The 21,575-nt window shown below is 60.1% G+C and carries 18 protein-coding genes; 10 read left to right on the plus strand and 8 right to left on the minus strand.

The genetic code is table 11. The features are described 5' to 3' along the window. Window positions 1-143: 143 nt before the first annotated feature. Complete coding sequence (locus ABYA88_RS10410) at window positions 144-674, minus strand: Na+/H+ antiporter subunit E (protein ID WP_373187165.1); 531 nt, start codon at window positions 672-674, stop codon at window positions 144-146. A 159-nt stretch (window positions 675-833) separates the two neighbouring features. Between ABYA88_RS10410 and ABYA88_RS10415 the strand changes: the two genes are divergently transcribed. After that, entirely contained in the window at window positions 834-2,135 is a 1,302-nt protein-coding gene (locus ABYA88_RS10415) for an ABC1 kinase family protein (protein WP_373187166.1), read from the plus strand. A gap of 8 nt (window positions 2,136-2,143) precedes the next feature. Here ABYA88_RS10415 and ABYA88_RS10420 read toward each other — a convergent pair whose 3' ends face one another. The 4 genes from ABYA88_RS10420 to ABYA88_RS10435 all read right to left on the minus strand — a co-directional run bounded on the left by ABYA88_RS10420 (window position 2,144) and on the right by ABYA88_RS10435 (window position 6,095). Then, complete coding sequence (locus ABYA88_RS10420) at window positions 2,144-3,781, minus strand: methyl-accepting chemotaxis protein (RefSeq protein ID WP_373187167.1); 1,638 nt, start codon at window positions 3,779-3,781, stop codon at window positions 2,144-2,146. 254 nt (window positions 3,782-4,035) lie between these two features. Next, window positions 4,036-4,422, minus strand: a complete 387-nt coding sequence (locus tag ABYA88_RS10425; protein WP_373187168.1) for an alpha/beta hydrolase fold domain-containing protein — start codon at window positions 4,420-4,422, stop codon at window positions 4,036-4,038. Continuing rightward, a complete protein-coding gene (locus tag ABYA88_RS10430) occupies window positions 4,376-4,636 on the minus strand; it encodes a hypothetical protein (RefSeq protein ID WP_373187169.1) in 261 nt (86 codons plus the stop codon). Before ABYA88_RS10430 ends, ABYA88_RS10425 begins: the two co-directional genes overlap by 47 nt. Further along, window positions 4,620-6,095: a flavin-containing monooxygenase gene (locus ABYA88_RS10435; RefSeq protein ID WP_373187170.1), complete on the minus strand. Its 1,476-nt coding sequence runs from the start codon at window positions 6,093-6,095 to the stop codon at window positions 4,620-4,622. Before ABYA88_RS10435 ends, ABYA88_RS10430 begins: the two co-directional genes overlap by 17 nt. Window positions 6,096-6,367: 272 nt before the next feature. Between ABYA88_RS10435 and ABYA88_RS10440 the strand changes: the two genes are divergently transcribed. From ABYA88_RS10440 to ABYA88_RS10455, 4 genes are all read left to right on the plus strand, one after another. Next, window positions 6,368-7,546, plus strand: a complete 1,179-nt coding sequence (locus ABYA88_RS10440) for an acyl-CoA dehydrogenase family protein (protein ID WP_373187171.1) — start codon at window positions 6,368-6,370, stop codon at window positions 7,544-7,546. 21 nt (window positions 7,547-7,567) lie between these two features. Continuing rightward, complete coding sequence (locus ABYA88_RS10445; protein WP_373187172.1) at window positions 7,568-8,710, plus strand: acyl-CoA dehydrogenase family protein; 1,143 nt, start codon at window positions 7,568-7,570, stop codon at window positions 8,708-8,710. A gap of 139 nt (window positions 8,711-8,849) precedes the next feature. Next, the gene (locus ABYA88_RS10450) at window positions 8,850-9,212 is read left to right on the plus strand and encodes a CidA/LrgA family protein (protein ID WP_373187173.1); all 363 of its coding nucleotides are present in this window, start codon (window positions 8,850-8,852) and stop codon (window positions 9,210-9,212) included. Beyond that, window positions 9,209-9,943, plus strand: coding sequence for an LrgB family protein (locus ABYA88_RS10455; RefSeq protein WP_373187175.1), 735 nt, complete (start codon window positions 9,209-9,211; stop codon window positions 9,941-9,943). The genes ABYA88_RS10450 and ABYA88_RS10455 overlap by 4 nt, the downstream gene beginning before the upstream one ends. Before the next feature lie 88 nt (window positions 9,944-10,031). Here the strand turns inward: ABYA88_RS10455 and ABYA88_RS10460 are convergent, their stop codons facing one another. The 3 genes from ABYA88_RS10460 to ABYA88_RS10470 all read right to left on the minus strand — a co-directional run bounded on the left by ABYA88_RS10460 (window position 10,032) and on the right by ABYA88_RS10470 (window position 17,543). After that, entirely contained in the window at window positions 10,032-13,310 is a 3,279-nt protein-coding gene (locus tag ABYA88_RS10460) for a carboxyl transferase domain-containing protein (RefSeq protein WP_373187176.1), read from the minus strand. Between the two features lies 1 nt (window position 13,311). Then, window positions 13,312-15,003, minus strand: coding sequence for an AMP-binding protein (locus ABYA88_RS10465; protein WP_373187177.1), 1,692 nt, complete (start codon window positions 15,001-15,003; stop codon window positions 13,312-13,314). Window positions 15,004-15,149: 146 nt separating this feature from the next. Beyond that, entirely contained in the window at window positions 15,150-17,543 is a 2,394-nt protein-coding gene (locus ABYA88_RS10470; RefSeq protein WP_373187178.1) for a penicillin-binding protein 1A, read from the minus strand. 185 nt (window positions 17,544-17,728) lie between these two features. Between ABYA88_RS10470 and ABYA88_RS10475 the strand changes: the two genes are divergently transcribed. The 5 genes from ABYA88_RS10475 to ABYA88_RS10495 all read left to right on the plus strand — a co-directional run. Then, window positions 17,729-18,793, plus strand: a complete 1,065-nt coding sequence (locus ABYA88_RS10475; RefSeq protein WP_373187179.1) for a pilus assembly protein PilM — start codon at window positions 17,729-17,731, stop codon at window positions 18,791-18,793. Next, window positions 18,793-19,368 carry a PilN domain-containing protein gene (locus ABYA88_RS10480; RefSeq protein WP_373187180.1) on the plus strand — a complete coding sequence of 192 codons (576 nt, stop codon included), beginning with the start codon at window positions 18,793-18,795 and terminating at the stop codon, window positions 19,366-19,368. The genes ABYA88_RS10475 and ABYA88_RS10480 overlap by 1 nt, the downstream gene beginning before the upstream one ends. Further along, window positions 19,365-19,988, plus strand: a complete 624-nt coding sequence (locus tag ABYA88_RS10485; RefSeq protein WP_373187181.1) for a type 4a pilus biogenesis protein PilO — start codon at window positions 19,365-19,367, stop codon at window positions 19,986-19,988. The genes ABYA88_RS10480 and ABYA88_RS10485 overlap by 4 nt, the downstream gene beginning before the upstream one ends. A gap of 2 nt (window positions 19,989-19,990) precedes the next feature. Continuing rightward, complete coding sequence (locus ABYA88_RS10490; RefSeq protein WP_373187183.1) at window positions 19,991-20,515, plus strand: pilus assembly protein PilP; 525 nt, start codon at window positions 19,991-19,993, stop codon at window positions 20,513-20,515. Window positions 20,516-20,571: 56 nt separating this feature from the next. Further along, window positions 20,572-21,575, plus strand: a 1,004-nt coding sequence (locus ABYA88_RS10495; protein WP_373187182.1) for an AMIN domain-containing protein, incomplete at its 3' end; no start/stop codon positions are given.

Consider the following 21,575-nt stretch of genomic DNA (forward strand, 5'->3'; position numbering starts at 1 on the left):
ACTGTGGGCCAGCAATAGCAGGATCGCCGCGCCGGTGGTGCCGAACAACTGCACGGCGAGCAGGCGGTCGGCGCGTGTCGGGCCGCGCACCACCCGCCAGAGTCCTGCGGCGATGCTTAGGAGCAAGATGGCGGCGAGCAGCGTCATACCCGAGCCTCGCCGAGGAGGCGGGACAGGAGTTCTTCCAATCTTGCCACTGTGCCCTGCCAGTCCTGGTGCTGGTCCAGCGCATGTACGTGCAGCGTCTGGCCGGTGTGGTGCGATGACAGGGTGCCCGGGAGCAAGCCGACCATGGCCGACAGCAGCAGGCAGACGCGCGGGTCTCTGCTGCTCAGGGCGAAGGTCTGCCAGTCCGGCGCGATGGGCAGCCGGGGATGCAGTGCACGTCGGGCCACATCCCAGCCGCCGGAGAACAGTTTGCATAGAAAGAAACCGACGAAAGCCGGCAGCAAGCGCAGACGCAAGTTGCCACAACGCAACCGGAGGCGGTAACCGACGAAGGTCGCCATGGCCGCGATAGGCACGCCGAATGCCCAGCCTTGCGCCTGAGTCAGCAGTGCCCACAATGCCAGCCAGGCGCAGAAGGCGGAGGTGGCGCCGAGCAGATTGTTGATTTTGCCAGGATGATTTCCGGCACCGGAGGGCTGCTCTGATCTGCGGGAGGTGATCGCCACTGGTACTCCGAAGGATGGGCTAAACATCCATCTTAGAAGATGCCCGTCCGGCGCTCAAACCCGCTGTGTGAAACGCTGGCGCAAAAGGCTGTCATTTTTGCTTACCGCACCGTGATTGCGAGTCACGCGCGTGCGGATCAGTATCAAAAGAGATTGTTCATGGAGTCCGTGATGACCCTGCCGCCGTCCCGCCCACCCTCAGCTTCCTCTGCCCGCCGCTTGCTGCGTCTGGCCGGCACTGCCACACGGATTGCCGGTGGCGTATTCAGCCAGCGGCTATTGCGCGGGCGCTCCGGGATCGACTGGCAACCGGTAGGCGATCTGCTTGCCGAGGTGCTCGGCGACATGAAAGGGCCGGTTCTCAAGCTCGGCCAGATGGCATCGCAGTGGCATGATGTGTTGCCCGAGCCGATAGCCCGAGCCCTAGTAGCGCTGCAGAATCGGGTGCCGGCGTTGCCCTATGGACCCCTGCAGGCACACCTGCGACAGGTGTATCAGGGCCCACTGACAGACTATTTCGAGTCTATCGAGGAGCAGCCCTTTGCCGCCGCGTCCCTCGGGCAGGTTCACCGGGCCCGCGGGCTGGATGGCGAGGCGCTGGTGCTGAAGATCCAGTACCCGGGGATCGCTGAAATCTGCGCCGCCGACCTGCGCCTGGTGCGCCGGCTGTTGCCACTGGGTCGGCTGTTTCGTGCACCTGCGACGCAGCTCGAGGGCATTTACGCTGAACTGGATAAGACCATTACCGCGGAGCTGGATTACGCCGCCGAAATGCAGCGCCTGAAGCAGTTTCGCGAGTTTTTTGCCGGCTGGTCCGGACTGCTGTTTCCGCGTCCGATCGAGCATCTCTGCCGCCCCGGCGTGTTGGTACTGACTGAAGTGCCAGGCCTGCCGTTTGCCGATGTCAGCCAGGCGACCCTGAATGTCCGGCGCCGGCTGGCACACACGCTGTCGCAATGGCTGGTTGCCCAGGCCTTCGAATTGGGCCAGTTGCACGCTGATCCGCACCCCGGCAACTTTGCCTATACCGCTGAGGGTGACCTGGTGGTCTACGATTTCGGTTGTGTGCAGACGGTCGCCGCTCCGGTGATGGATGCGTATGTAAAAACCTTCCGGGCGCTGCAGTCGGGTAATCCCGAGCAGCTGGAGCGCGGTTTTCAGGCACTGGGCACGCGACAACCGCAGTCAGCACCGCCATGGCCTTTGTATCGCAACCTGACAGCGCTGCTCAAACCTCTTCTGCAGCAGGGTGCTCTGTGGGACTTTACTGCCCAGCCGGTGCACCAGGAGATCCAACGGGTGGTGCCGGATGCGCTGGAGGCGCTGGGAAGCCTGCAACCGGCACCGGGAACGCTATTGATAAACCGGACGCTGGAAGGTCATTACTGGAATCTGACGCGGCTCGGGGTGCCCCTGCCGGTGGCCGATCTGCTGGACCAGCAGATCGAGCGGCAGCGTTAAAGCGGGTCTTACAGCTGGAAGAAACGCACCCTCTCCTTGAGCTGGACAGCCAGGGTCGAGAGCTCCCGGCTGGACGACGCGACCTGGTCAGAGCCTGCGGAGGTTTCCACCGTGGCATCGTGAATCCGGTTGATGTTCTGGTTCACCTCTTCAGCGACCGCGCTCTGCTCTTCTGAGGCGCTGGCGATCTGTGCATTCATTTCGTTGATTGCGCTGACTTCGTGGCTGATCTTGCCCAGCGCGCCCTCGGCCTGGCGGATTTGTGCGACGGTCTTCTGGGCCAGCTCACGGCTGGTCTCCATCACGCCAACGGCGTTGCTTGCACCTTCCTGCAGCGTGCCGATCATGCCGCGGATTTCCCGTGTCGAGTCCTGTGTACGCGTTGCCAGTGAACGGACCTCGTCGGCGACCACCGCAAAACCGCGGCCATGCTCCCCGGCCCTGGCGGCCTCGATGGCGGCATTCAGTGCAAGCAGGTTGGTCTGCTCGGCAATCGCGTTGATCACTTCGGTGATCTTCTCGATGTTGCCGCTGTCATGGGAGACTTTCTTGACTGTCTCGGTGGCGTCTTCCAGGGTATTGGCCAGATCCTGGATGGCGCCTGCAGTGGTGCCAACGATACGGTTACCGGTTATTACTTCCTCATCCGCATTGCGCGTTGCATTGGCGGCTTTGGCCGCGTACCCGGCGACCTCGTTGACAGTCGCCGCCATCTGGTGAATAGCGGTGGCCATCTGCTCCGATTCACGCGATTGCAGACGGATCTGCTGGTTGTTGCTGTCCGAGGTTTCAAGCAGTTGCTCGGCGGATTCACTGAGGTTGACCGAGGCCAGACGCACCTGCTCGATGATGTCGGAAAGTCGCTTCACGGTATCGCGGGCGGCACCCATAACGCTCTTGGGGTAAGCGGTGGTGATCTGCTGGTTCAGCTCGCCATTGGACAGGCGCTGCATTACCTCGGCAACCTCGTAGGGCTCGGCGCCCAGGGTTGAGCGGATCTGCCGGATGATCAGCATCGACACGCCAATGCTGAGCAATACCGCTACGCCGGTGAGGATCAGGATCAGCCACTGGAAGCCGCCGGCAACGCCGCGCACAGTGCCGATCTCTGAGGCAATCAGGTCTTCCTGATGGTCGATGAATGCGTTGATGCGAGCCAACCATTCGCTGTAAGCGGGGGATACTTCATTCAGCAGCATGCCGCGAACGGCCAGGGTGTCGCTGTTGCGGCGCTGGGCGACCAGATCAGCGGTCAGTGGCAGCGTCTGGCTTTCAATCCGCTTGATGGCTGCCAGCAGGCGCTGTTCCTCGGCGCTCGGACTGCCGTTGGCAAACAGCCTGTCCATTGCCCCTGCCGACTCCTGATAGAAAGCGTTCAGCTCCTCGATCTGTTGCAGGGACCGGTTGAATTCGCGTACATCCGGTGCCAGCACTGCGTCGCGTATCGCAATCGCACGGTCGTGAACGCTGCCACGGAAATTGATCGCATACCGCTGCTTTACCGTGGCGTTCTCGTTGACGTAGGTCAAAGTGGAATCAATCACGCTGACGCGGTTTATCCCGATCAGCGCGATGATGATCATCAGGGAGAGTACAACCCCGAAGCCCATGCCGAGACGTTGCGCAATGGTGAGCTGGCGAAACATGGGTGTGTGTCCTTTTTAGTTAGCGATGGCGCTGATCTTATACATATGAATCTATTTGTACAATAAATAATGGCATTTTGACGTCGCTTTCTTGTCTGCGGGCGGGGCTTGCTCACGAGGTATGCGGTGTGAAGGCGGGTTTTGAGCGGATAAGGGTGGCAGATAGCTCAAAAAAACCTGTACAGAATTCTTGTGCAGGTAATCGATTCATTGCAAGGAGGCGCCAGGTCGGGCCGCCTGCATCATCGGCGAGGTCAGGTTCCGGTGGCCCCGGAGATAAACATGCCAGCACGTTCCAGTGCAGTATCGGCGACTTTCAGTACGCCAGCATTAGCCTGGAAAACATGCCAGCAGTCGGGGTAGCGCTCGAGTTGCACACGCACGCCAGCTGCCCGTGCTGTCTTTGCCAGGCGCAGGCTGTCGTTGAGCAGCAATTCGTCTTCGCCGACCTGGATCAACAGCGGTGGCAGACTGGAGAGATCACCATTGATCGGCGACAGCCCCGGTTTCCGGCGATCCATGCCGGGTGGGCAGAACAGATCAGCTGCTTGCTCGATCCAGCTTCGGTTAAGCAGTGGATCGCCAGCGTCAGGGCTATGCAGGTGCTCGCAGGTAAAGTCGACTAGCGGGGAAAGGCACACCAGTGCGCCGGCCGGCGATCAGCTCGCGGCTGCGCTGCACGCCGCCAACGACGGGCATGGTCGCGGTCAGCAGACGCAGGATCGCGCGCTGTATAGAGACGGGGACGCCGGGACGGATCAGGCCGCGAAACAATAGCCGCACCGCGCCGCGGATGATGTTCCGTAATAGTGGCTGCCCGGGTCCGGGATGGGTGTAATCAGCGCGCACATTCATAGTCGTCCAGCTCCGGTTTCCGTGTCAGGCGGCGATAGCTGAAAGTGTAGCCCGGCCAGTTATTGGTCTGCTTGCCATCCGCAGTCTGGTACCAGCTGTTGCAGCCGCGGCTCCAGATGGTGGTGCTGATGGCATCCTGGATCTTCGCGTTGAAAGCGCCTTGCACGTCAGGTTTTACGTCTATGTAGCGCAAGCCACGGTGGGCCAGAGTCTGCAAGCAGGCGACTACATAGTTGAACTGGCTTTCCAGCATATAGATGATCGAGTTGTGTCCCAGGTTGGTATTGGGGCCGTACAGGATGAACAGGTTGGGAAAGCCGCTGACACTGATGCCTTTGTAAGCTTCGGCGCCGGCGCGCCAGGCCTCGTTGAGGTCGATCCCGTCCAGGCCTTTTATACTCATCGGCGCGAGAAAGTCCGTAGCGGCGAAACCGGTGCCAAAAATCAGCACGTCGGCGTCGTGCGCCTTCCCGTCCTTGTCCTTGATGCCAGTGGGCGTGATGGATTCGATGCCGGTGGTAATCAGCTCGACATTGTCACGGTCCACCGCAGGAAAGAAGTCATTGCTGATCAGCATGCGCTTGCAGCCCATCGGATAATCCGGCACCAGTTGGGCGCGCTTGTGCGGATCGGAGACGCCTTTCTCCAGGTGTTTGTGGAACCTGCTCTCCATGGTTTTCATCAGCGACGGGAAGCTGATGAAGGCCAGCGCGCGCATTTCGTGCGTTAGGTAATGGCCGCCGCGACTGACCTTCTGCAGCAGCGGGAAGCGGCGCATCAATGCGTGTTCGCGCTCGCTGTAGCGTCGATCCGGTTTGGCGATCACATAGGGAGCGCTGCGCTGGAACAGTTTGAGCTTGCTGACCTTCGGTGCGATCTGCGGGACGAACTGGATTGCCGAAGCGCCGGTGCCGATTACCGCCACTGCCTTGCCGTCCAGGTCGACATCATGACGCCAGCGGGCCGAGTGAAAGGCCTCACCGGCAAAGCTATCGAGACCGGGAATCGACGGGTAGAGCGGCCGGTTCAATTGACCGCAGGCGGTGACCAGCGCACGTGTCCGGTATTGTCTGCCGTCGGTAGTGGTCACCTGCCAGAGTGCGGCGGCTTCATCGAACTCCGCCTGGCTGATCTCGGTGTCGAATTCGATGCGCGGGTACAGATGGTATTTGCTCGCGCAGTGGCGGATGTAGTCGTGAATTTCGGCTTGTGGCGAGTATCGGCTGGACCACTGCGCACGCGGCTCGAAGGAAAAGGAGTAGAGGTGCGAAGGCACGTCGCAGGCGGCCCCCGGGTAACTGTTGTCACGCCAGGTGCCGCCAACATCAGCGGCTTTCTCCAGGATCAGAAAGTCGCTGACTCCCACCTTGTCCAGGCGGATTGCCAGGCCGACTCCGCCAAAACCGGCGCCGACGATAAGTACGCTCAGTGGCGCGTCCTGCTGCTTCTTGTTGTGCATTATTATCAGCTCCTGCATGGCCGGGGAGCGGCCTGCTTTATCCTATCCGGTATGAGCGAGGCAGGTGACGGCTGAATGGCCAGCAGTAGCGGGATTTCAGTCAGCCGCGCGCAGAGAGCCTGGAAACACAGGTTGCGATAAAATTGGCGTGACTAATGGGTCATTATTCCCACAGTCAAGGAGCGGGCATTGGACGCGCCTCGAGAGTATCTTATGCTGACTGATTGCACATTCACCGATACACGCTGTCGATTCATTGAGGAGACCATCCCGTGACCGATCTGGACGCATTCCGTCAGGAAGTACGTACCTGGCTTGAAGAGAACTGCCCGAAAAGCATGCGTACTCCTTTCTCCGCTGATAACGATCAGTGCTGGGGAGGCCGCGATTTCAAGTTCAAGAGCGAGGAGCAGCGCCAGTGGCTTGAGCGCATGGCGGAAAAGGGCTGGACCGCGCCTGATTGGCCGAAGGAATACGGCGGTGGCGGGCTGAGCCGCGAAGAGCACAAGATCCTGCGCCAGGAGCTGTCGCGGATCCAGGCTCGCCCGGCGCTGTCCAGCTTCGGCGTGTGGATGATCGGGCCGGCTATCCTCAAATACGGCTCCGAAGAACTCAAGCGTCAGCATCTGCCGCCAATCGTGCGCGGTGAAATCCGCTGGTGCCAGGGTTACAGCGAGCCAGGCGCCGGCTCGGATCTGGCCGGTCTGCAGACCAAGGCCGAAGACAAGGGAGATCACTTCATCGTCAATGGCCAGAAGATCTGGACCTCCTACGCCGACAAGGCCGACTGGATGTTCTGTCTGGTGCGCACCAACCCCGATGCGAAGAAGCAGATGGGAATCAGTCTGGTGCTGTTCGATATGCAAACGCCCGGTGTCAGCACCCGCCCGATCAAACTGATCTCCGGCAGCTCCCCATTCTGCGAGACCTTTCTGGATGATGTGCGGGTAGAGAAGAGTCAGGTAGTCGGCGAAATCGATGCCGGCTGGACCTATGCCAAATATTTGCTGACCCACGAGCGCGAGATGATCGGTGGCATGGGACGCACTGCAGCCGGCCAGAAAACCCTACCCCAGTTGGCCGTCGAGCTCCTGGGTCTGGAAAACGGCAAGCTGACAGACGGCTATTTGCGCAGCGACATCACTCGCTGGGAGCTCGATGCCAAGGCGTTCGAGCTGACCTCCGAGCGTGTGCTGGACGAAGCCAAGGCGGGCCAGGGCGTGGGTAACGCCTCGGCGATGCTCAAGTATTACGGTACTGAAGTGAACAAGCGTCGGCAGGAGCTGCTGGTCGCGTTGCACGGCAGCGATGCGATGGTCTGGGAAGGCGAGGCCTGGAACGAGGGTGCGGTTCCGCGCGCCTGGTTGCGTTCCAAGGGCAACTCGATCGAGGGCGGTACCTCGGAAATCCAGCTCAACGTGATTGCCCGCAACATTCTCGGGCTCCAGTAGAACGAATCGAGGACAAGACTAATGGCAGCTTTGGTACTTAATGAAGAACAGCAGATGCTCCGGGATGCCGCACAGGGCTTCCTGAGCGAAAAAGCACCGATCAGCCAGTTGCGCAAGCTGCGCGATGAGCGCGACGAGACCGGGTTTTCCCGTGACCTGTGGCAGGGCATGGTTGAGATGGGCTTTGTCGGCACGCTGGTCGATGAGGACTTTGGGGGCTCGGCCTTCGGCAACGTCGGCATGGGCCAGGTATTCGAATACGCTGGCCGCAACCTCAGCGCCTCGCCGCTGCTGTCGACCGCCGTGCTTGGCGTGTCGGTGCTGCAACTGGCAGGCTCCAAGGCGCAGAAGCAGGAGTTGTTGCCGGCTATCGCCGAAGGTCGTCTGTTGACTGCGTTGGCAATCGACGAGACGCCGCGTCACGCACCTCACCGTGTAACCACCACCGCCCGGCGCCAGGGCGACATGTTCGTGATTGATGGTCAGAAATCCTTCGTGATTGACGGCCATGTGGCGGACAAGCTGATCGTTTCCGTACGCACCAGTGGCGAGCAGAACGACCGCGAGGGCATCAGCCTTTTACTCGTTGATCGCGATACCTCAGGGGTCAGCGTCGAGCGCACCATCATGGTCGACAGCCGCAACGCCGCCATTGTGCGTTTCGACAACGCGCAGGTGAATGCCGACGCACTGCTGGGCGACATCGACCAGGGGTTTGCGACACTGGAAAAGGTGCTGGATATCGCCAATGCGCAACTGGCGGCAGAGCTGCTGGGCGTTTCTCTGCAGGCCTTCGAAATCACCGTCAAGTACCTGCAGGAACGCAAGCAGTTCGGTGTGACGCTGAGTTCTTTTCAGGCTTTGCAGCACCGCTGCGCGCACCTGTTCAGCGAGCTGGAACTGGTCAAATCGGTGGTGCTCAAGGCGCTGGTTGCGCTGGACGAGCAGGATCCAGAAGCGCCGGTTCTGGTCAGCCTGGCCAAGGCCAAGAGCTGCGAGGTCGCCGAGTTGGCAACCAATGAGGCAGTGCAACTGCACGGCGGCATGGGTATGACCGATGAATTCGACGTCGGGCTGTTCATGAAGCGTGCGAGGCCGGTACAGGCATTGTTCGGCGATTACCGCTTCCACGCGGATCGCTTCGCCAGTCTGCGCGGTTACTGATCAACGTCAGCTTGTCGTTGCAGTAACAGGGCCGGTCAACAGACCGGCCCTTGCGTTTGCGGACCATGGTAGGGGTGGTCAGGCCTGCCCGGACCCATTAATCTGCGCACTTCTCTTATGGCCACCCGAGGCTTTGACCATGTTGCTGCGTGGATTGACCTGGCTGATCGTCTTCCAGTTGTTGGGTAGCGGCCTCAGCGTTTTGTTTCTGCCATTTCTGCCCGGCCCGATTATCGGCATGGTATTGCTGGTTCTATTCCTCTGCCTGCGCGGGGGAACTGGCGAATCGCTGGATATGGCAGCCTCCGGTCTGCTCAAATATCTGCCGCTGATACTGGTGCCCCCTGCGGTCGGGGTGATGGCCTACGGCAGGGAGATCGCCGCCGACGCCACCGCTATCATGGTTGCGCTGTTGTTGTCGTTCCTGCTCACGCTGCCGCTGTGTGGTTGGTTGATGCAGACGCTTATCCGGCGTCAGCGCCGTGCGGAGGCCAAGCGGTGAGCGACTCATTGTTGGAAGCATGGCAGGTGGTAACCGGGCACCCGCTGTTTCTTCTCGGCCTGACACTTGGCGCCTACCAGCTAGGGCTGGCCCTCTATGAGCGTACGCGGCTTGCTGTATTCCACCCGGTGCTGGTGTCGGTTGCCATTCTGGTCGGATTACTGTCGATGCTGGGTATCGAGTACGTCATGTATCGCGACGCGGTATGGCCTCTGGTGATTCTGCTCGGCCCGACGACCGTCGCGCTGGCAGTGCCGCTGTATCTCAATCTTCGCCGTATCAGGCTGTATTTCTGGCCGGTCCTGTTGACCATCCTGCTGGGCGGGCTCTTCGCGACGGTTATCACCTTGCTGATAGCCTGGGCGCTCGGCGCCGAGCATATGATCCTGATGACTCTGGCGCCCAAATCGGTCACCTCGCCAATTGCCATGCTGGTCGCCGAGCAACTCGGCGGCATTGCTGCGCTGGCGGCGGTGTTCGTCATGTTCACCGGTGTGCTCGGTCCGCTGTTTGGCCCCTGGCTACTGCGCAAATGCAAGATCACCGAGCCCGCCGCCTGGGGCATGGCCATGGGCATGACCGCCCACGCTGTCGGCACCTCCCGAGCGATCGAGGAAGGCGAGGAGCAGGGCGCTTTCTCAGCATTGGCGATGAGCTTGCTGGGAACCGCGACGGCGCTGCTGCTTCCGCTGGGCGTCACGCTGTGGGTGATGTTGCGCACCGCCAGCTGAGCTTGCTTCACTCGACTTCAGTAATCGGGCCAGAGGCGCGTCCACTGGTCAGCGCGCATCTGGCCGTGAGTGATACTGAGCCGCTGTGCTACCAGGTATCCACGAAAGGCCGTAGACCTTTGGTCAGCGAATTGGCAGGAGCTGAGTTCAGGCCACGCAACAACCACTCACGGGTTTCCAGGGGGTCGATCACCGCGTCGATTTCCAGAAAACTCGCCATGCTCACGCCCTTGCCGCGCTGATACAGCTCGGCGACCAGCTTCTCGTACATCGCGTTACGCTCGTTTTCATCCTTGATTGCCGCCAACTCCTTGGCATACCCCAGGCGTACCGCACCCTCCAGACCCATGGCGCCAAACTCGCTGCTAGGCCAGGCGATGGTAAACAGTGGCGCCTGGAAGCTGCCGGCCGCCATGGCCTGGGCACCCAGGCCATAGCCCTTGCGCAGGACCACGGTCATGAAAGGGATCTGCAGGCTGGCGGCGGTGACGAACATGCGCGAAACATGGCGCACAGTTGCCTGTTGCTCGGCTTCCGGTCCGACCATGAAACCGGGTGTGTCGCACAGCGAGACCATCGGCAGGCCATGGGCCTGGCATAGCTGCATGAAGCGCGCGGCCTTGTCGCCGCCGGCGGCATCAATCGCGCCACCGAGGTACATCGGGTTGTTGGCAATCAGGCCGAACGGACGGCCCTCGATGCGGATAAGCGCGGTAATCATGCCGGGTGCAAACTGACGGCGCAGCTCCAGTACCGAGCCACTGTCAGCCAGCGAGTCGATCACCTGGCGGATGTCATATACGCGCAGGCGATTTTCCGGAATCAGGTGGCGCAGTTCACGCTGGTCGGCGACTTCCCAGCTCTTCATGTCGCCCTGAAAGTACGAAAGATATTGCTTCGCGATACGCGTGGCTTCGGCCTCATCGGCGACAACCACGTCAATCACGCCATTGGCGCTCTGGACGCTGGTTGGCCCGACCTGCTCTGGCGTGTAGCTGCCGAGTCCGCCACCCTCGATCATCGCCGGTCCTGCCATGCCAATGGTCGCGTTTGCGGTGGCGATCACCACGTCGCAGCAGCCCAGCAAGGCGGCATTGCCGGCGAAACAGCGGCCCGAGACCACACCCACCAGCGGCACCTGGCCGCTCAGGCTGGCCATGCGCATGAAAGTCGTGCAGTCCAGGCCGGCAACGCCGACCTTGTCGATATCGCCGGGGCGGCCGCCGCCGCCCTCGGTGAAAAACACCACCGGCAGTTTCCATTTTTCTGCCAGATCCAGCATGCGGTCGGTCTTCTTGTGGTTCATCACGCCCTGGGTGCCGGCGAATACGGTGTAGTCGTAGGACAACGCCATGCAGCGGCTGGCGTGCTCGCCGAACAGATCGGCATTGACCGTGCCGATGCCGTTGACCAGTCCGTCCGCGGGGCTCATGGCCAGTAGTTCCTCATGGGTGCGCCGGCCGCGTTGGGCAGCCAGGGCCATACCACCGTATTCCTTGAAGCTGCCCTCATCGAGCAGGTCCGCCAGGTTCTCACGAGCGGTGCGCTGGCCGGTCTTGCGCCGCTTGGCCACCGCGGCAGGGCGGCGCTCGTCCGTCAGATCGGCCTGGCGCTCAAGTACCTCGGCCAGATCGGCCCGTATGTGGGCGATATCGACCTGCTCTTCGTTATTCTGTTCGCTGACCGCGACCTCGGCCGGCTCTAGAAACAGCAGCGGGCTGCCTTCGAACAGGCTCGCGCCGGGCTCGACCAGCAACTCGCGCACGATGCCGCTTTGTGTCGCCTTGACCTCAAATTCCATTTTCATCGATTCCATCACGGCGACCTGCTGGCCAACGGCAATGGCGTCGCCGGCTTCAACCGACAGTGCTACCAGCACGCCTTGCACTGGCGCATTCAGTGGCGCGGTGCCGGCGGGTGCGGCGATCTGGCTGCCGCTTTGCTGGTCACGCGTGTTTTTCGGTGCAAAAAACAGGCTGGGATGCGCGCTGTTGTCGATCAGCTCGCTGGCATGCTTTTCGATAAACGCGGTGGTGACGTCGTTGGCCTGAACCCGGGGACTGCGAAGCAGGTTCTGCAAGAAGGACAGGTTGCTGCCGACGCCCTCCAGCCGGAACTCGCACAGGGCGCGGTAGGCGCGGCGCAGCACGGCAGGGTAGTCGGCATCAGCCTGGACGATGACCTTGGCCAGCAGGGAGTCGAAACTGGGGCTCGTGGTGTAGCCGCTGTAACCGTAGCCATCAACGCGGATACCCGGGCCACTGGGTGGCTCGTACGCGCAGAGGGTACCACCAGTGGGCCGGGTGCTACCGTCGTCGGCCATGGTTTCCAGGTTTACCCGCAACTGAACCGCGAAGCCGCGCGGAGCTGGTATTTGCGACTGCGTCAGTTGCAGATCGCTCAGTGTTGCCCCCGCAGCCAGACGGATCTGGATTTGCGCCAGATCCAGACCAGTCACTGCCTCGGTAACGGTGTGCTCGACCTGAATGCGCGGATTGGCTTCCATGAACACGAAGTCGCCAGCATCTTCATCAAGCAGGAATTCGAAGGTCCCCAGGCCACGATAGCCGACGGCCTTGGCCAGGGTGAGAGCGGCATCCAGTAATTGATCGCGCAGTGCAGGGGCGAGGCTTGGACTTGGGGCTACTTCCAGCAGTTTCTGGTTGCGCCGCTGCAGGGTGCATTCGCGCTCCCACACATGGCTCACATCGGTTCCGTCGCCGACAATCTGGACTTCGATATGCCGTGCCCGGCGGATCAGGCGTTCGACGTAGAGGTCCCCGGTGCCAAAGGCCGCTCGGGCTTCGGAGCTGCAGCGGGCATAAGCCTCGTCGAGTTCATCCAGGCTGTGTACCGCGCGCATGCCGCGACCACCGCCCCCCGCCAGGGCCTTGAGCATCACCGCACCACCCGGTCCCTGCTTCTGCATGAAGGCTCTGGCCTGCTCGAGGCTGGTTGCTTCGTTGGTACCCTGACCGAGCGGCACGCCGCATTCACTGGCCAGGCGGCGGGCGCTGGCCTTGTCGCCGAAGGTCTCCAGCACCGAGGCATCCGGGCCAATGAAGACGATGCCGGCGGCTACGCAGCGGCGGGCGAAGTCGGCATTCTCGCTGAGAAAACCATAGCCCGGATGGATCGCATCGCAGCCGTGCTCAAGCGCGACGGTAATGATCTGCTCGGCATCCAGATAGGCACTGGCGCCGCGCCCCCGCAAGGCTACGGCCGTTTCAGTCTTGCGTATATGTAGGGATTCGCTGTCATCTTCGGCGTAAATGGCGACCGTGTGGATATCCAGTTCAGCCGCAGCACGGGCTAGTCGGATGGCGATTTCACCGCGGTTGGCAATCAGCAGACTATTGAAGTTCATATCAGATCCATTCCTGCAATTCCTGTTTCTTGACCTTGCCGGTCGCTGTCATCGGTAAGGATTCGACCAACCGGATTTCGGGTATCTTGTAGACCGCCATGGCTTTCTTGCACCACAAGTGCAATTGATCGGCAGTCAGGCCACTGCCGGGTTTGGCGACGATAAATGCCAGCGGCATTTCCCCACGTTGCTCGTCAGCCCGGCCGATGACCGCCGATGCCAGGATGTCGGGATGCTGGCCGAGCATCGCCTCCAGCTCGCTGGGGAATACGCTCATGCCGTTGACCTTGAGCATTTCCTTGCGCCGGCCCAGATAGCGGATGTGTCCCTGTTCGGTGATCAAACCGCTATCGCCGGTATGCAGCCAGCCATCACGCAGCACCTCGGCACTGGCTTCGGGCTTGTTCCAGTAACCCTTGAGTAGGGACGGCGTACGCACGCACAGCTCACCTTCGGCCCCCAGTGGCATCAATTCCCCGGTAGAGAAGTCGCAGACCTTGAACTCTGTACCGGGCACCGGCAGGCCGACGAAGGTGGGTGCGGAACGTAGATCAAAATCGTCGTCCTGCATGCCGGCGGTAAAGGTATCGCAGGTGTGCGTCTCGGTCATGCCGAAACTGGTCTCAAACAGCGTACAGCCGGTCAGCTCGCGCCAGCGGCGACGGTATTCAGGGGTGAGTTTCTTGATAAAGGACACGCAGCTGGTGACTTCGAGGGAGCTGAAATCAAACTCATCCACACGGGGGTGGTCGAGTACTTCCGAAGCGCTGTCGACCAGCAGTCCGGTATGCCCGACCCGGTAATACTGCACAGCACTCATGAACGCAAGCGCATCCCAGCGGGCCAGCAGCACCATGGTCGTGCCGGCAAATACCGGAAACAGCAGGCCCGCGTTCTCGCCGGCGATCCAAAACTCGGGCATGAAATTCAGGCTGACCCGGTCGGACTCCAGGCCCAGGGCGACGGGCATGAAGCTGGCGCAGGTATAGAGCATGTCGCGATGGGTATGGATGCAGCCCTTGGGCAGGGCAGTGGTGCCGCCGGTGTAGTTGAGGGCGGCAATGTCATCCAGCGCAATGCTCGGTAGAACTGCCGGGGGCTCGATCTCGGCCAGCGCCGGCAGCATGTCAATACTGTCGGTGACTGGCAGCTTGGGCGCTTGCAGCAGGTCGGGAACCGGCACTGGCGATGTGGCCGGACAGAGTTCGGACAGGCTGGTGCTGATCATCTCGCGCAGGTCGGTTTGCTCGCGAATGTCGCGGACCACAGGTAATAGCTGGTCGAAGCAGATGATCACCGACGCGCCGCTGTCGACCAGTTGATAGCTCAGTTCCATGCCCTTGGCCATCGGGCTCACCGGCGCATGAATCGCGCCTGCCTTGAGAATCCCGAAGAAGGCGATGTGGAACTGGGGGCAGTTGGGCATGAACACGGCGACCCGGTCTCCTGGCTTCACGCCAAGAGAGATCAGTAGCGCAGCGAAGCGGTTGCTTTGCTCGGCAAGCTCGGCATAGCTCAGGTCATGGCCGTAGAAATGTATCGAGGTCTTGTCGCCGCGGGTCGCCGCCCAGTGATCCAGATATTCGTTCAGTGGACGCTGGCCCAGCGGATATTCGGGCTGGGTCGGCTTGCCCGCTGGCCAGGCGCGGTTCTGAAGGTCTTTCAGGCGTTCGAGATAATCGCGTTCCCGCATGATCTGTCCTCTGACATGGTGGCTGGTCGACTAGGCGGACAGCCAGCATAGGATCATCTGGACGGCGATTGAAGGTGCCGGCGGTTTGCCGAATATGCCGTGCATGTTCTCGCTTATGAGCGCCGGGCACCGCACCCGGCGTCTGCTCAGAATAGCTCCAGCGGCGTTACTGCACCCTCGCTGGAATAGCCGCCGGCATCGAGTTCGCTGTAGGACGGCGGCGCGTCTTCTTCCTTGAATACCTCGAACAGTGCATCGTCGCTGCCCGGCCGCGCGGTGCGGCCAGTGTCCGGATCAATGCGCGCATTGACCAGGCCATCGGGCATCGGTTGCGTGCTTTCCGGGCGACCTTCGAGTGCTTCGGCCATGAATTTCATCCAGATCGGCAACGCTGCAGTACCGCCGTACTCGCGACGCCCCAGCGTGGCGGGCTGATCGAAGCCGACCCATACCGTCGCCACCAAATCAGCGTTGTAGCCGGAGAACCAGGCGTCCTTCTGCTCGTTGGTAGTCCCTGTCTTGCCCGCCAGGTCCGGCCGTTCAAGCGCCCTGGCGCGGACAGCCGTCCCGCGACTGATTACATCCTGGAGCATGCTGGTGAGCTGATAGGTTGTGCGTGGGTCAATGACCTGCTCGGCGGCGGGTATCTCGACTTCCGGCAACACAGCCATTGCACCGTAGCGCTTGGCACGCTCGACATGAGCTTCGATCGCACCGGGTGTGGCGGCGGGCCTGGCAAAGTCGATGATTCGGCTCTGATGATCTTCTATCCGCTCGATCAGATAGGGTTTCACCGCATAGCCACCGTTGGCGATAGTGGTATAGCCCTGGGCGATCTGCAGCGGCGTAAGCTCGGGGGTGCCGAGGGCCGCAGACAGGTTGCGTGGCAGTTCGCTGCGACTGAAGCCGAAGCGCTCGATGTAGGTCAGTGCCCGATCGACGCCGATATCCTGCAGCAGGCGTATGGATACCAGATTGCGCGAGCGATATAGCGCCTCACGCAGCCTGATGGGCCCCAAAAAGTCACCCCCGGAATTGCGTGGTCGCCAGGCTTCTTCCATGTGGCCGGCGTTGACCACCAGCGGTGCGTCGTTCACCAGGCTCGCCGGGGTGTAGCCATGGTCCAGCGCCGCGCTGTACAGGAACGGTTTGAAGCTGGAGCCGGGTTGGCGCCGCGCCTGGGTGACGCGATTGTACTTGCTCTGCTCGAAGGCGAACCCGCCTACCAGTGCCTGTATGCTGCCATCTTCGGGCGATAGCACTACGAGCGCACTCTGGGCGTGAGGTATCTGTGACAATCTGTAATTTATGTCTTCCAGGGGGCTTACCCGAATGATATCGCCCACGCTCAGAATGTCGGAGGGGCTGCTCGGATTGGGTCCCAGGCTGTTGGTATTCAGGTGCTTTCGCGCCCAGCGCATGCCTTCCCAGGGAATCTCGCCAAGGCCACCACCGCGCATCTGGATAAGCGCCTTGTCAGCTGTCACTGCGGTGACTATCGCAGGAACCAGTCCGCCCATTTCCCCGTATGGTTTGAGCAGTGACTTCCACTCTGCAGGCGTGCTGTCGGGGTGGCTGGCTTCGGGGCCGCGGTAACCGTGACGCTGGTCATATTCCATCAGACCTTCACGTAATGCGCGATTGGCAGACTCCTGCTGGGCACTGTCGACCGTAGTGTAAACGTGATAACCACTGGTATAGGCTTCATCACCAAAACGCTCGACCATCTCCAGGCGCGCCATTTCGGCGACGTAAGGCGCCTGTAGCTCGGGTTTCGCCTCATGTTTCTTGGGGTTGATCGGCTTGGCGACAGCTTCGTCGTAAGCCTGTTGATCGATATTGCCAAGGCTGAGCATCCGACCCAGAATCCAGTTGCGACGGATCAGTGTTCTTTCCGGGTTCGAGACCGGGTTGTAGCGCGAGGGAGCCTTGGGCAGGCTGGCGATCATGGCCAGGTCGGCCAGATCCAGTTGATCGATCGATTCGCCGAAATAGATCTGGGCCGCAGCTTCGATTCCATAAGCGCGATTGCCCAGGTATATCTTGTTGACGTAGAGTTCGAAGATTTCGCGCTTGTCCAGGCTGCGTTCGATCTGCAAGGCGAGCAGGATCTCGTTGAATTTGCGGGAAAATACCCGCTCGCTGGTGAGGAAATAGTTTTTCGCGACCTGCATGGTGATCGTGCTGCCGCCGGTCTGGATCTGACCGGTCTGTGCCAGTTCGGTTGCGGCTCGCAGCAGACCCATCGGGTCAACACCGCGATGGTTGAGAAAGTTATCATCCTCGGCAGCAAGTAGCGCATTGATGAAATCGGTTGGCACTTGTTCGTAGCGGATCGGGATGCGGCGCATCTCCCCGAATTCAGCAATCAGTTTGTTATCTGTGCTATATATCCGCAAAGGGGTCTGCAATTGCAGGTCGCGCAGAGAGTCAACGTCAGGCAGATCAGGGCTCAGATACAGAGCGACCCCGCTCAAAACTAGGATTGGGGCGCTGATAAAAGCAATAATTGACCAGAATAGAAATTTTAAAAATCGCATAGGGGAGAAGCGAATTCCCTGTCAAATGAAATGGTTAGGGATGGGGCCAGATGAGAACGGGTTAACATACTCCATTATAAGCGTATTTTTTTTGTTTTAGCTATTTGCGCTTGTGCCGGGTCTGTTATTTAATGTAGGAAAACATAAACCGTCCGTAAGTGTCGGATGCTGATAGGAAATTGGCTGTGCTAGGGCTCATAAAGAAAAAAGCGAATACGCTGCTGGGCATCGACATTAGCTCCACTACGGTGAAGCTTCTCGAACTCAGCCGCTCCGGCAACCGTTTCAAGGTCGAGGCCTATGCGGTTGAACCCCTTCCACCAAGTGCTGTCGTCGAGAAGAATATCGTCGAGCTCGAAGGTGTCGGTCAGGCCCTGGAGAAAGTCCTGGCCCGGTCACGCACCTCTTTGAAGCAGGCCGCTGTTGCGGTCGCGGGTTCGGCCGTCATAACCAAGACCATCGAAATGGATGCGGGACTCGATCCAGACGAGATGGAAGAGCAGATCAAGCTCGAAGCCGACCAGTACATTCCCTACCCGCTCGACGAAGTCGCGATTGATTTCGAAGTCCAGGGCGTCTCCCCCCGCAATCCGGATCGCGTCGAGGTGCTGCTCGCGGCCTGTCGCCGGGAGAATGTGGATATTCGCGAGGCAGCGCTGGCTCTGGCCGGACTGAATGCGCGGGTGGTCGAAGTCGAGGCTTACGCGATGGAACGAGCCTGCGAGCTGGTTATCGATCAACTGGACGGCGATCGCGATGATGTCACCGTCGCGGTGATCGATATCGGCGCCACGATGATGACTCTCAGCGTTCTCAGCAAGGGCCGGATCATCTATACCCGCGAGCAACTTTTCGGCGGCAAGCAATTGACCGACGAAATTCAGCGTCGCTACGGCCTTTCCCAGGAAGAAGCCGGACTGGCGAAGAAGCAGGGGGGGCTGCCGGATGATTACGAGACAGAGGTTCTGAGCCCGTTCAAGGATGCGGTAGTGCAGCAGGTATCGCGCTCGTTGCAGTTCTTCTTTGCCGGTGGCCAGTATAACGATGTCGACTACATCCTGCTGGCGGGGGGCACTGCCTCTATTCCGGGGCTCGATCAGCTAATCCAGCAAAAAATAGGCACCACGACGCTGGTGGCCAACCCCTTTGCAAACATGACCCTGTCAAACAAGGTCAACGCCGTCGCGCTCAGCAATGACGCTCCTGCGCTGATGATTGCCTGTGGTCTGGCAATGAGGAGTTTCGACTAATGGCTCGCATTAACCTGTTACCCTGGCGCGAGCAGCTCAGGGAAGAGCGCAAAAAAGAATTCATGACTGTTCTGGTGCTGATCATCATTTTCGCTGGCGGCCTGGTCTTTCTCGGGGATCGCTACCTCAATGGCAAGATCGACCACCAGAATGCCCGTAACGAGTTCCTGCAAAAGGAAATCACTCTACTCGAAGCGCGTATCAAGGAGATTGAACAGTTACAGGCGCGTCGCACGCAGCTGCTAGATCGAATGAAAATCATCCAGGATCTGCAGGGTAATCGCCCGATTATCGTCAGGGTCTTCGACGAATTCGCCAGGACCCTGCCCGATGGCGTCTACTTTGATTCCCTCCAGATGGAGGGGTCGACCATCAACGTTGACGGCCGGGCCGAGTCCAACAGCCGGGTTTCCAATCTGATGCGGCAGATGGATGCGTCTGAGTGGCTTACCTCGCCGAATCTGACCGCAGTGCGCGCCGTTACATCGGGCGGCCTGGATCAGGCCAACATATTCGAGTTGTCGGTCAAGCAGACCGAGCCGGGCGCTGTAAGCGCCGGGGAGGAACAGCAATGAGCCTGTCCAAATCCATTGAAAGCTTCAAGAAAATCGATGTCAACAATATCGACTTCAATAACGTCGGCTCCTGGCCGGGGGCGCTCAAGTTCATCGTCGGGCTGGTGTTACTGATTGCGCTTATGTTCGCCGGGTATCATTTCCACCTCAAGGATCTGCAGGCGGGGCTCGAGCGTAGCGAAGCTCAAGAAGTCACGCTGAGAAAGGATTTCGAAGCGAAATCCTTTCGAGCTGCCAACCTTGAAGCTTATAAGGCTCAACTGGTCGAAATCGAAGAGCGCTTCGGCACCTTGCTCAAGCAGTTGCCGAGCGACACCGAAGTGCCCGGCCTGCTGGAAGACATAACGCAGATGGGCCTCAACAGCGGTCTTGAGTTCGAATCCATTACGCTGCAGCCGGAAACGGCCAAGCAGTTCTATATCGAATTGCCCATCATGATCGTGGTGCAGGGCAGTTATCATGACATGGGTACTTTCGTCAGTAGTGTGGCGAGTTTGCCCCGGATCGTCACCCTTCACGATTTCGATATTTCGCCTGTGGCCGAAGGGAACGGCGATCTCTTGAATATGAGTATCCTCGCCCGGACCTACCGTTATAACGACGAAGGAGGCCAGCAATGATCATGCACAAGCGTGTATGGGCCCTGGCTCTCGCTTCCTCTCTGATTCTGACCGGATGCGGAGACAGCGGCTTCGGCGATCTGCAGGCATTCATGGCAGAGACCCGTGCCAGACCAGCTGGCAATATCGAGCCGCTGCCCCGCTTCAAGACCTATGAAGCATTTACTTATAGTGCAGCTTCGCTGAGAAGCCCTTTTCAGCCGCCTATACGAGTGGATGTAACGCAGCGTCAGCGCGGCTCACAGGACATCAAGCCGGATGAAGACAGAGTCAAACAGTTCCTCGAAGGTTTCAATATCGAGGGGTTCGAGATGGTTGGTACCCTGAGTGACGGAGGCGGTATGCAGGCACTTATCCGTGGTGCTGGCAGTGTCCATCGAGTGCAGGTAGGGGACTATCTGGGCCGGAATCACGGCCGCATTGTCGCAATCGAGGAAGGGCGTGTCGAAGTGATGGAGATCGTCCCCGACGGTGAAGGCGGTTGGTTGGAGCGCCCGCGAACGCTCGGATTGCCTGAGCGCGGATAAGTCAACCAGGGAGAGAAATCATGAACTGTAAACAGTCAAGCGTGGAACGCAATCAAATGCCTCTAACCCGTAAAATTACGCTCGCCGCCGTTATTGCGCTGCTGAGTCCGCTGGCCCTGGCGGCCAATCTGCAGAATCTGGACGTTGCCTCATTGCCGGGTGAACGGGTCGAGCTCAAGCTGACCTTCGATGAGCCAGTGCTGGCGAATCCCAAGGGCTACACCATCGAGCAGCCCGCACGAATTGCGATTGACCTGCCCGGCGTCAAGAGCCAGCTGGATTCCCGTAACCGGGAGTTGGGCATGGGCAATGCCAGAAGCCTCACAGTTGTCGAAGCAAACGACCGCACCCGTCTGATCATCAACCTCGACAGCCTGGTTCCCTATACGACTCGCTTAGATGGCAACGACCTCTATGTGCTGGTCGGGACCGGCAGCGCTCCGGGTTACACTTCAGCTCCCGCGCCTGCTCCAGCGAAAATTGCGGCAGTGCCAGGTAGCTGGCGCTCCTCATCCGAGCCGGTGGTCAGTAGTCCTGCCGCCAGCGGTTCGGCGATCCGCGGCCTGGATTTTCAGCGCGGTGACCAGGGTGAGGGTAACGTGGTAGTCGATCTGTCCGATCCTTCGGTCCGTGTCGATGTGCAGGAGCAGGGCGGGAAGATACGTCTGAATTTCCCCAACACCCAGCTTCCTGACGCGCTCAGAGTCCGACTGGATGTGACCGATTTTGCTACGCCGGTGAACTTCGTCAACGCGTCAAGCAATAATGGGAATGCGGTCATCAGCATCGAGCCGACCGGCTTCTACGAACATCTGGTCTATCAGACCGACGAGCGCCTGATTGTCAGCTTCAAGCCACTCAGCCGCACCGAAGCAGAACAGCGTCGCTCGGAAGTCTTCGCCTACACCGGCGAGAAGCTGTCGCTGAACTTCCAGGACATCGAAGTGCGCTCGGTACTGCAGTTGATTGCCGACTTCACCGACCTGAACCTGGTTGCCAGCGACACTGTTCAGGGTAGCATTACGCTGCGTCTGCAGAATGTGCCATGGGACCAGGCGCT

It is taken from the genome of Halopseudomonas sp. (genome assembly GCF_041579695.1).
Lineage (GTDB): Bacteria > Pseudomonadota > Gammaproteobacteria > Pseudomonadales > Pseudomonadaceae > Halopseudomonas.

What these genes read in the sequence shown, in the direction of transcription:
- ABYA88_RS10415 (WP_373187166.1), top strand. Translation starts at nt 834, where the DNA reads ATGGAGTCCGTGATGACCCTGCCGCCGTCCCGCCCACCCTCAGCTTCC.
- ABYA88_RS10430 (WP_373187169.1), bottom strand. Translation starts at nt 4,636, where the DNA reads ATGAATGTGCGCGCTGATTACACCCATCCCGGACCCGGGCAGCCACTA.
- ABYA88_RS10435 (WP_373187170.1), bottom strand. Translation starts at nt 6,095, where the DNA reads ATGCACAACAAGAAGCAGCAGGACGCGCCACTGAGCGTACTTATCGTC.
- ABYA88_RS10450 (WP_373187173.1), top strand. Translation starts at nt 8,850, where the DNA reads ATGTTGCTGCGTGGATTGACCTGGCTGATCGTCTTCCAGTTGTTGGGT.
- ABYA88_RS10445 (WP_373187172.1), top strand. Translation starts at nt 7,568, where the DNA reads ATGGCAGCTTTGGTACTTAATGAAGAACAGCAGATGCTCCGGGATGCC.
- ABYA88_RS10420 (WP_373187167.1), bottom strand. Translation starts at nt 3,781, where the DNA reads ATGTTTCGCCAGCTCACCATTGCGCAACGTCTCGGCATGGGCTTCGGG.
- ABYA88_RS10485 (WP_373187181.1), top strand. Translation starts at nt 19,365, where the DNA reads ATGAGCCTGTCCAAATCCATTGAAAGCTTCAAGAAAATCGATGTCAAC.
- ABYA88_RS10470 (WP_373187178.1), bottom strand. Translation starts at nt 17,543, where the DNA reads ATGCGATTTTTAAAATTTCTATTCTGGTCAATTATTGCTTTTATCAGC.
- ABYA88_RS10460 (WP_373187176.1), bottom strand. Translation starts at nt 13,310, where the DNA reads ATGAACTTCAATAGTCTGCTGATTGCCAACCGCGGTGAAATCGCCATC.
- ABYA88_RS10490 (WP_373187183.1), top strand. Translation starts at nt 19,991, where the DNA reads ATGCACAAGCGTGTATGGGCCCTGGCTCTCGCTTCCTCTCTGATTCTG.
- ABYA88_RS10480 (WP_373187180.1), top strand. Translation starts at nt 18,793, where the DNA reads ATGGCTCGCATTAACCTGTTACCCTGGCGCGAGCAGCTCAGGGAAGAG.
- ABYA88_RS10465 (WP_373187177.1), bottom strand. Translation starts at nt 15,003, where the DNA reads ATGCGGGAACGCGATTATCTCGAACGCCTGAAAGACCTTCAGAACCGC.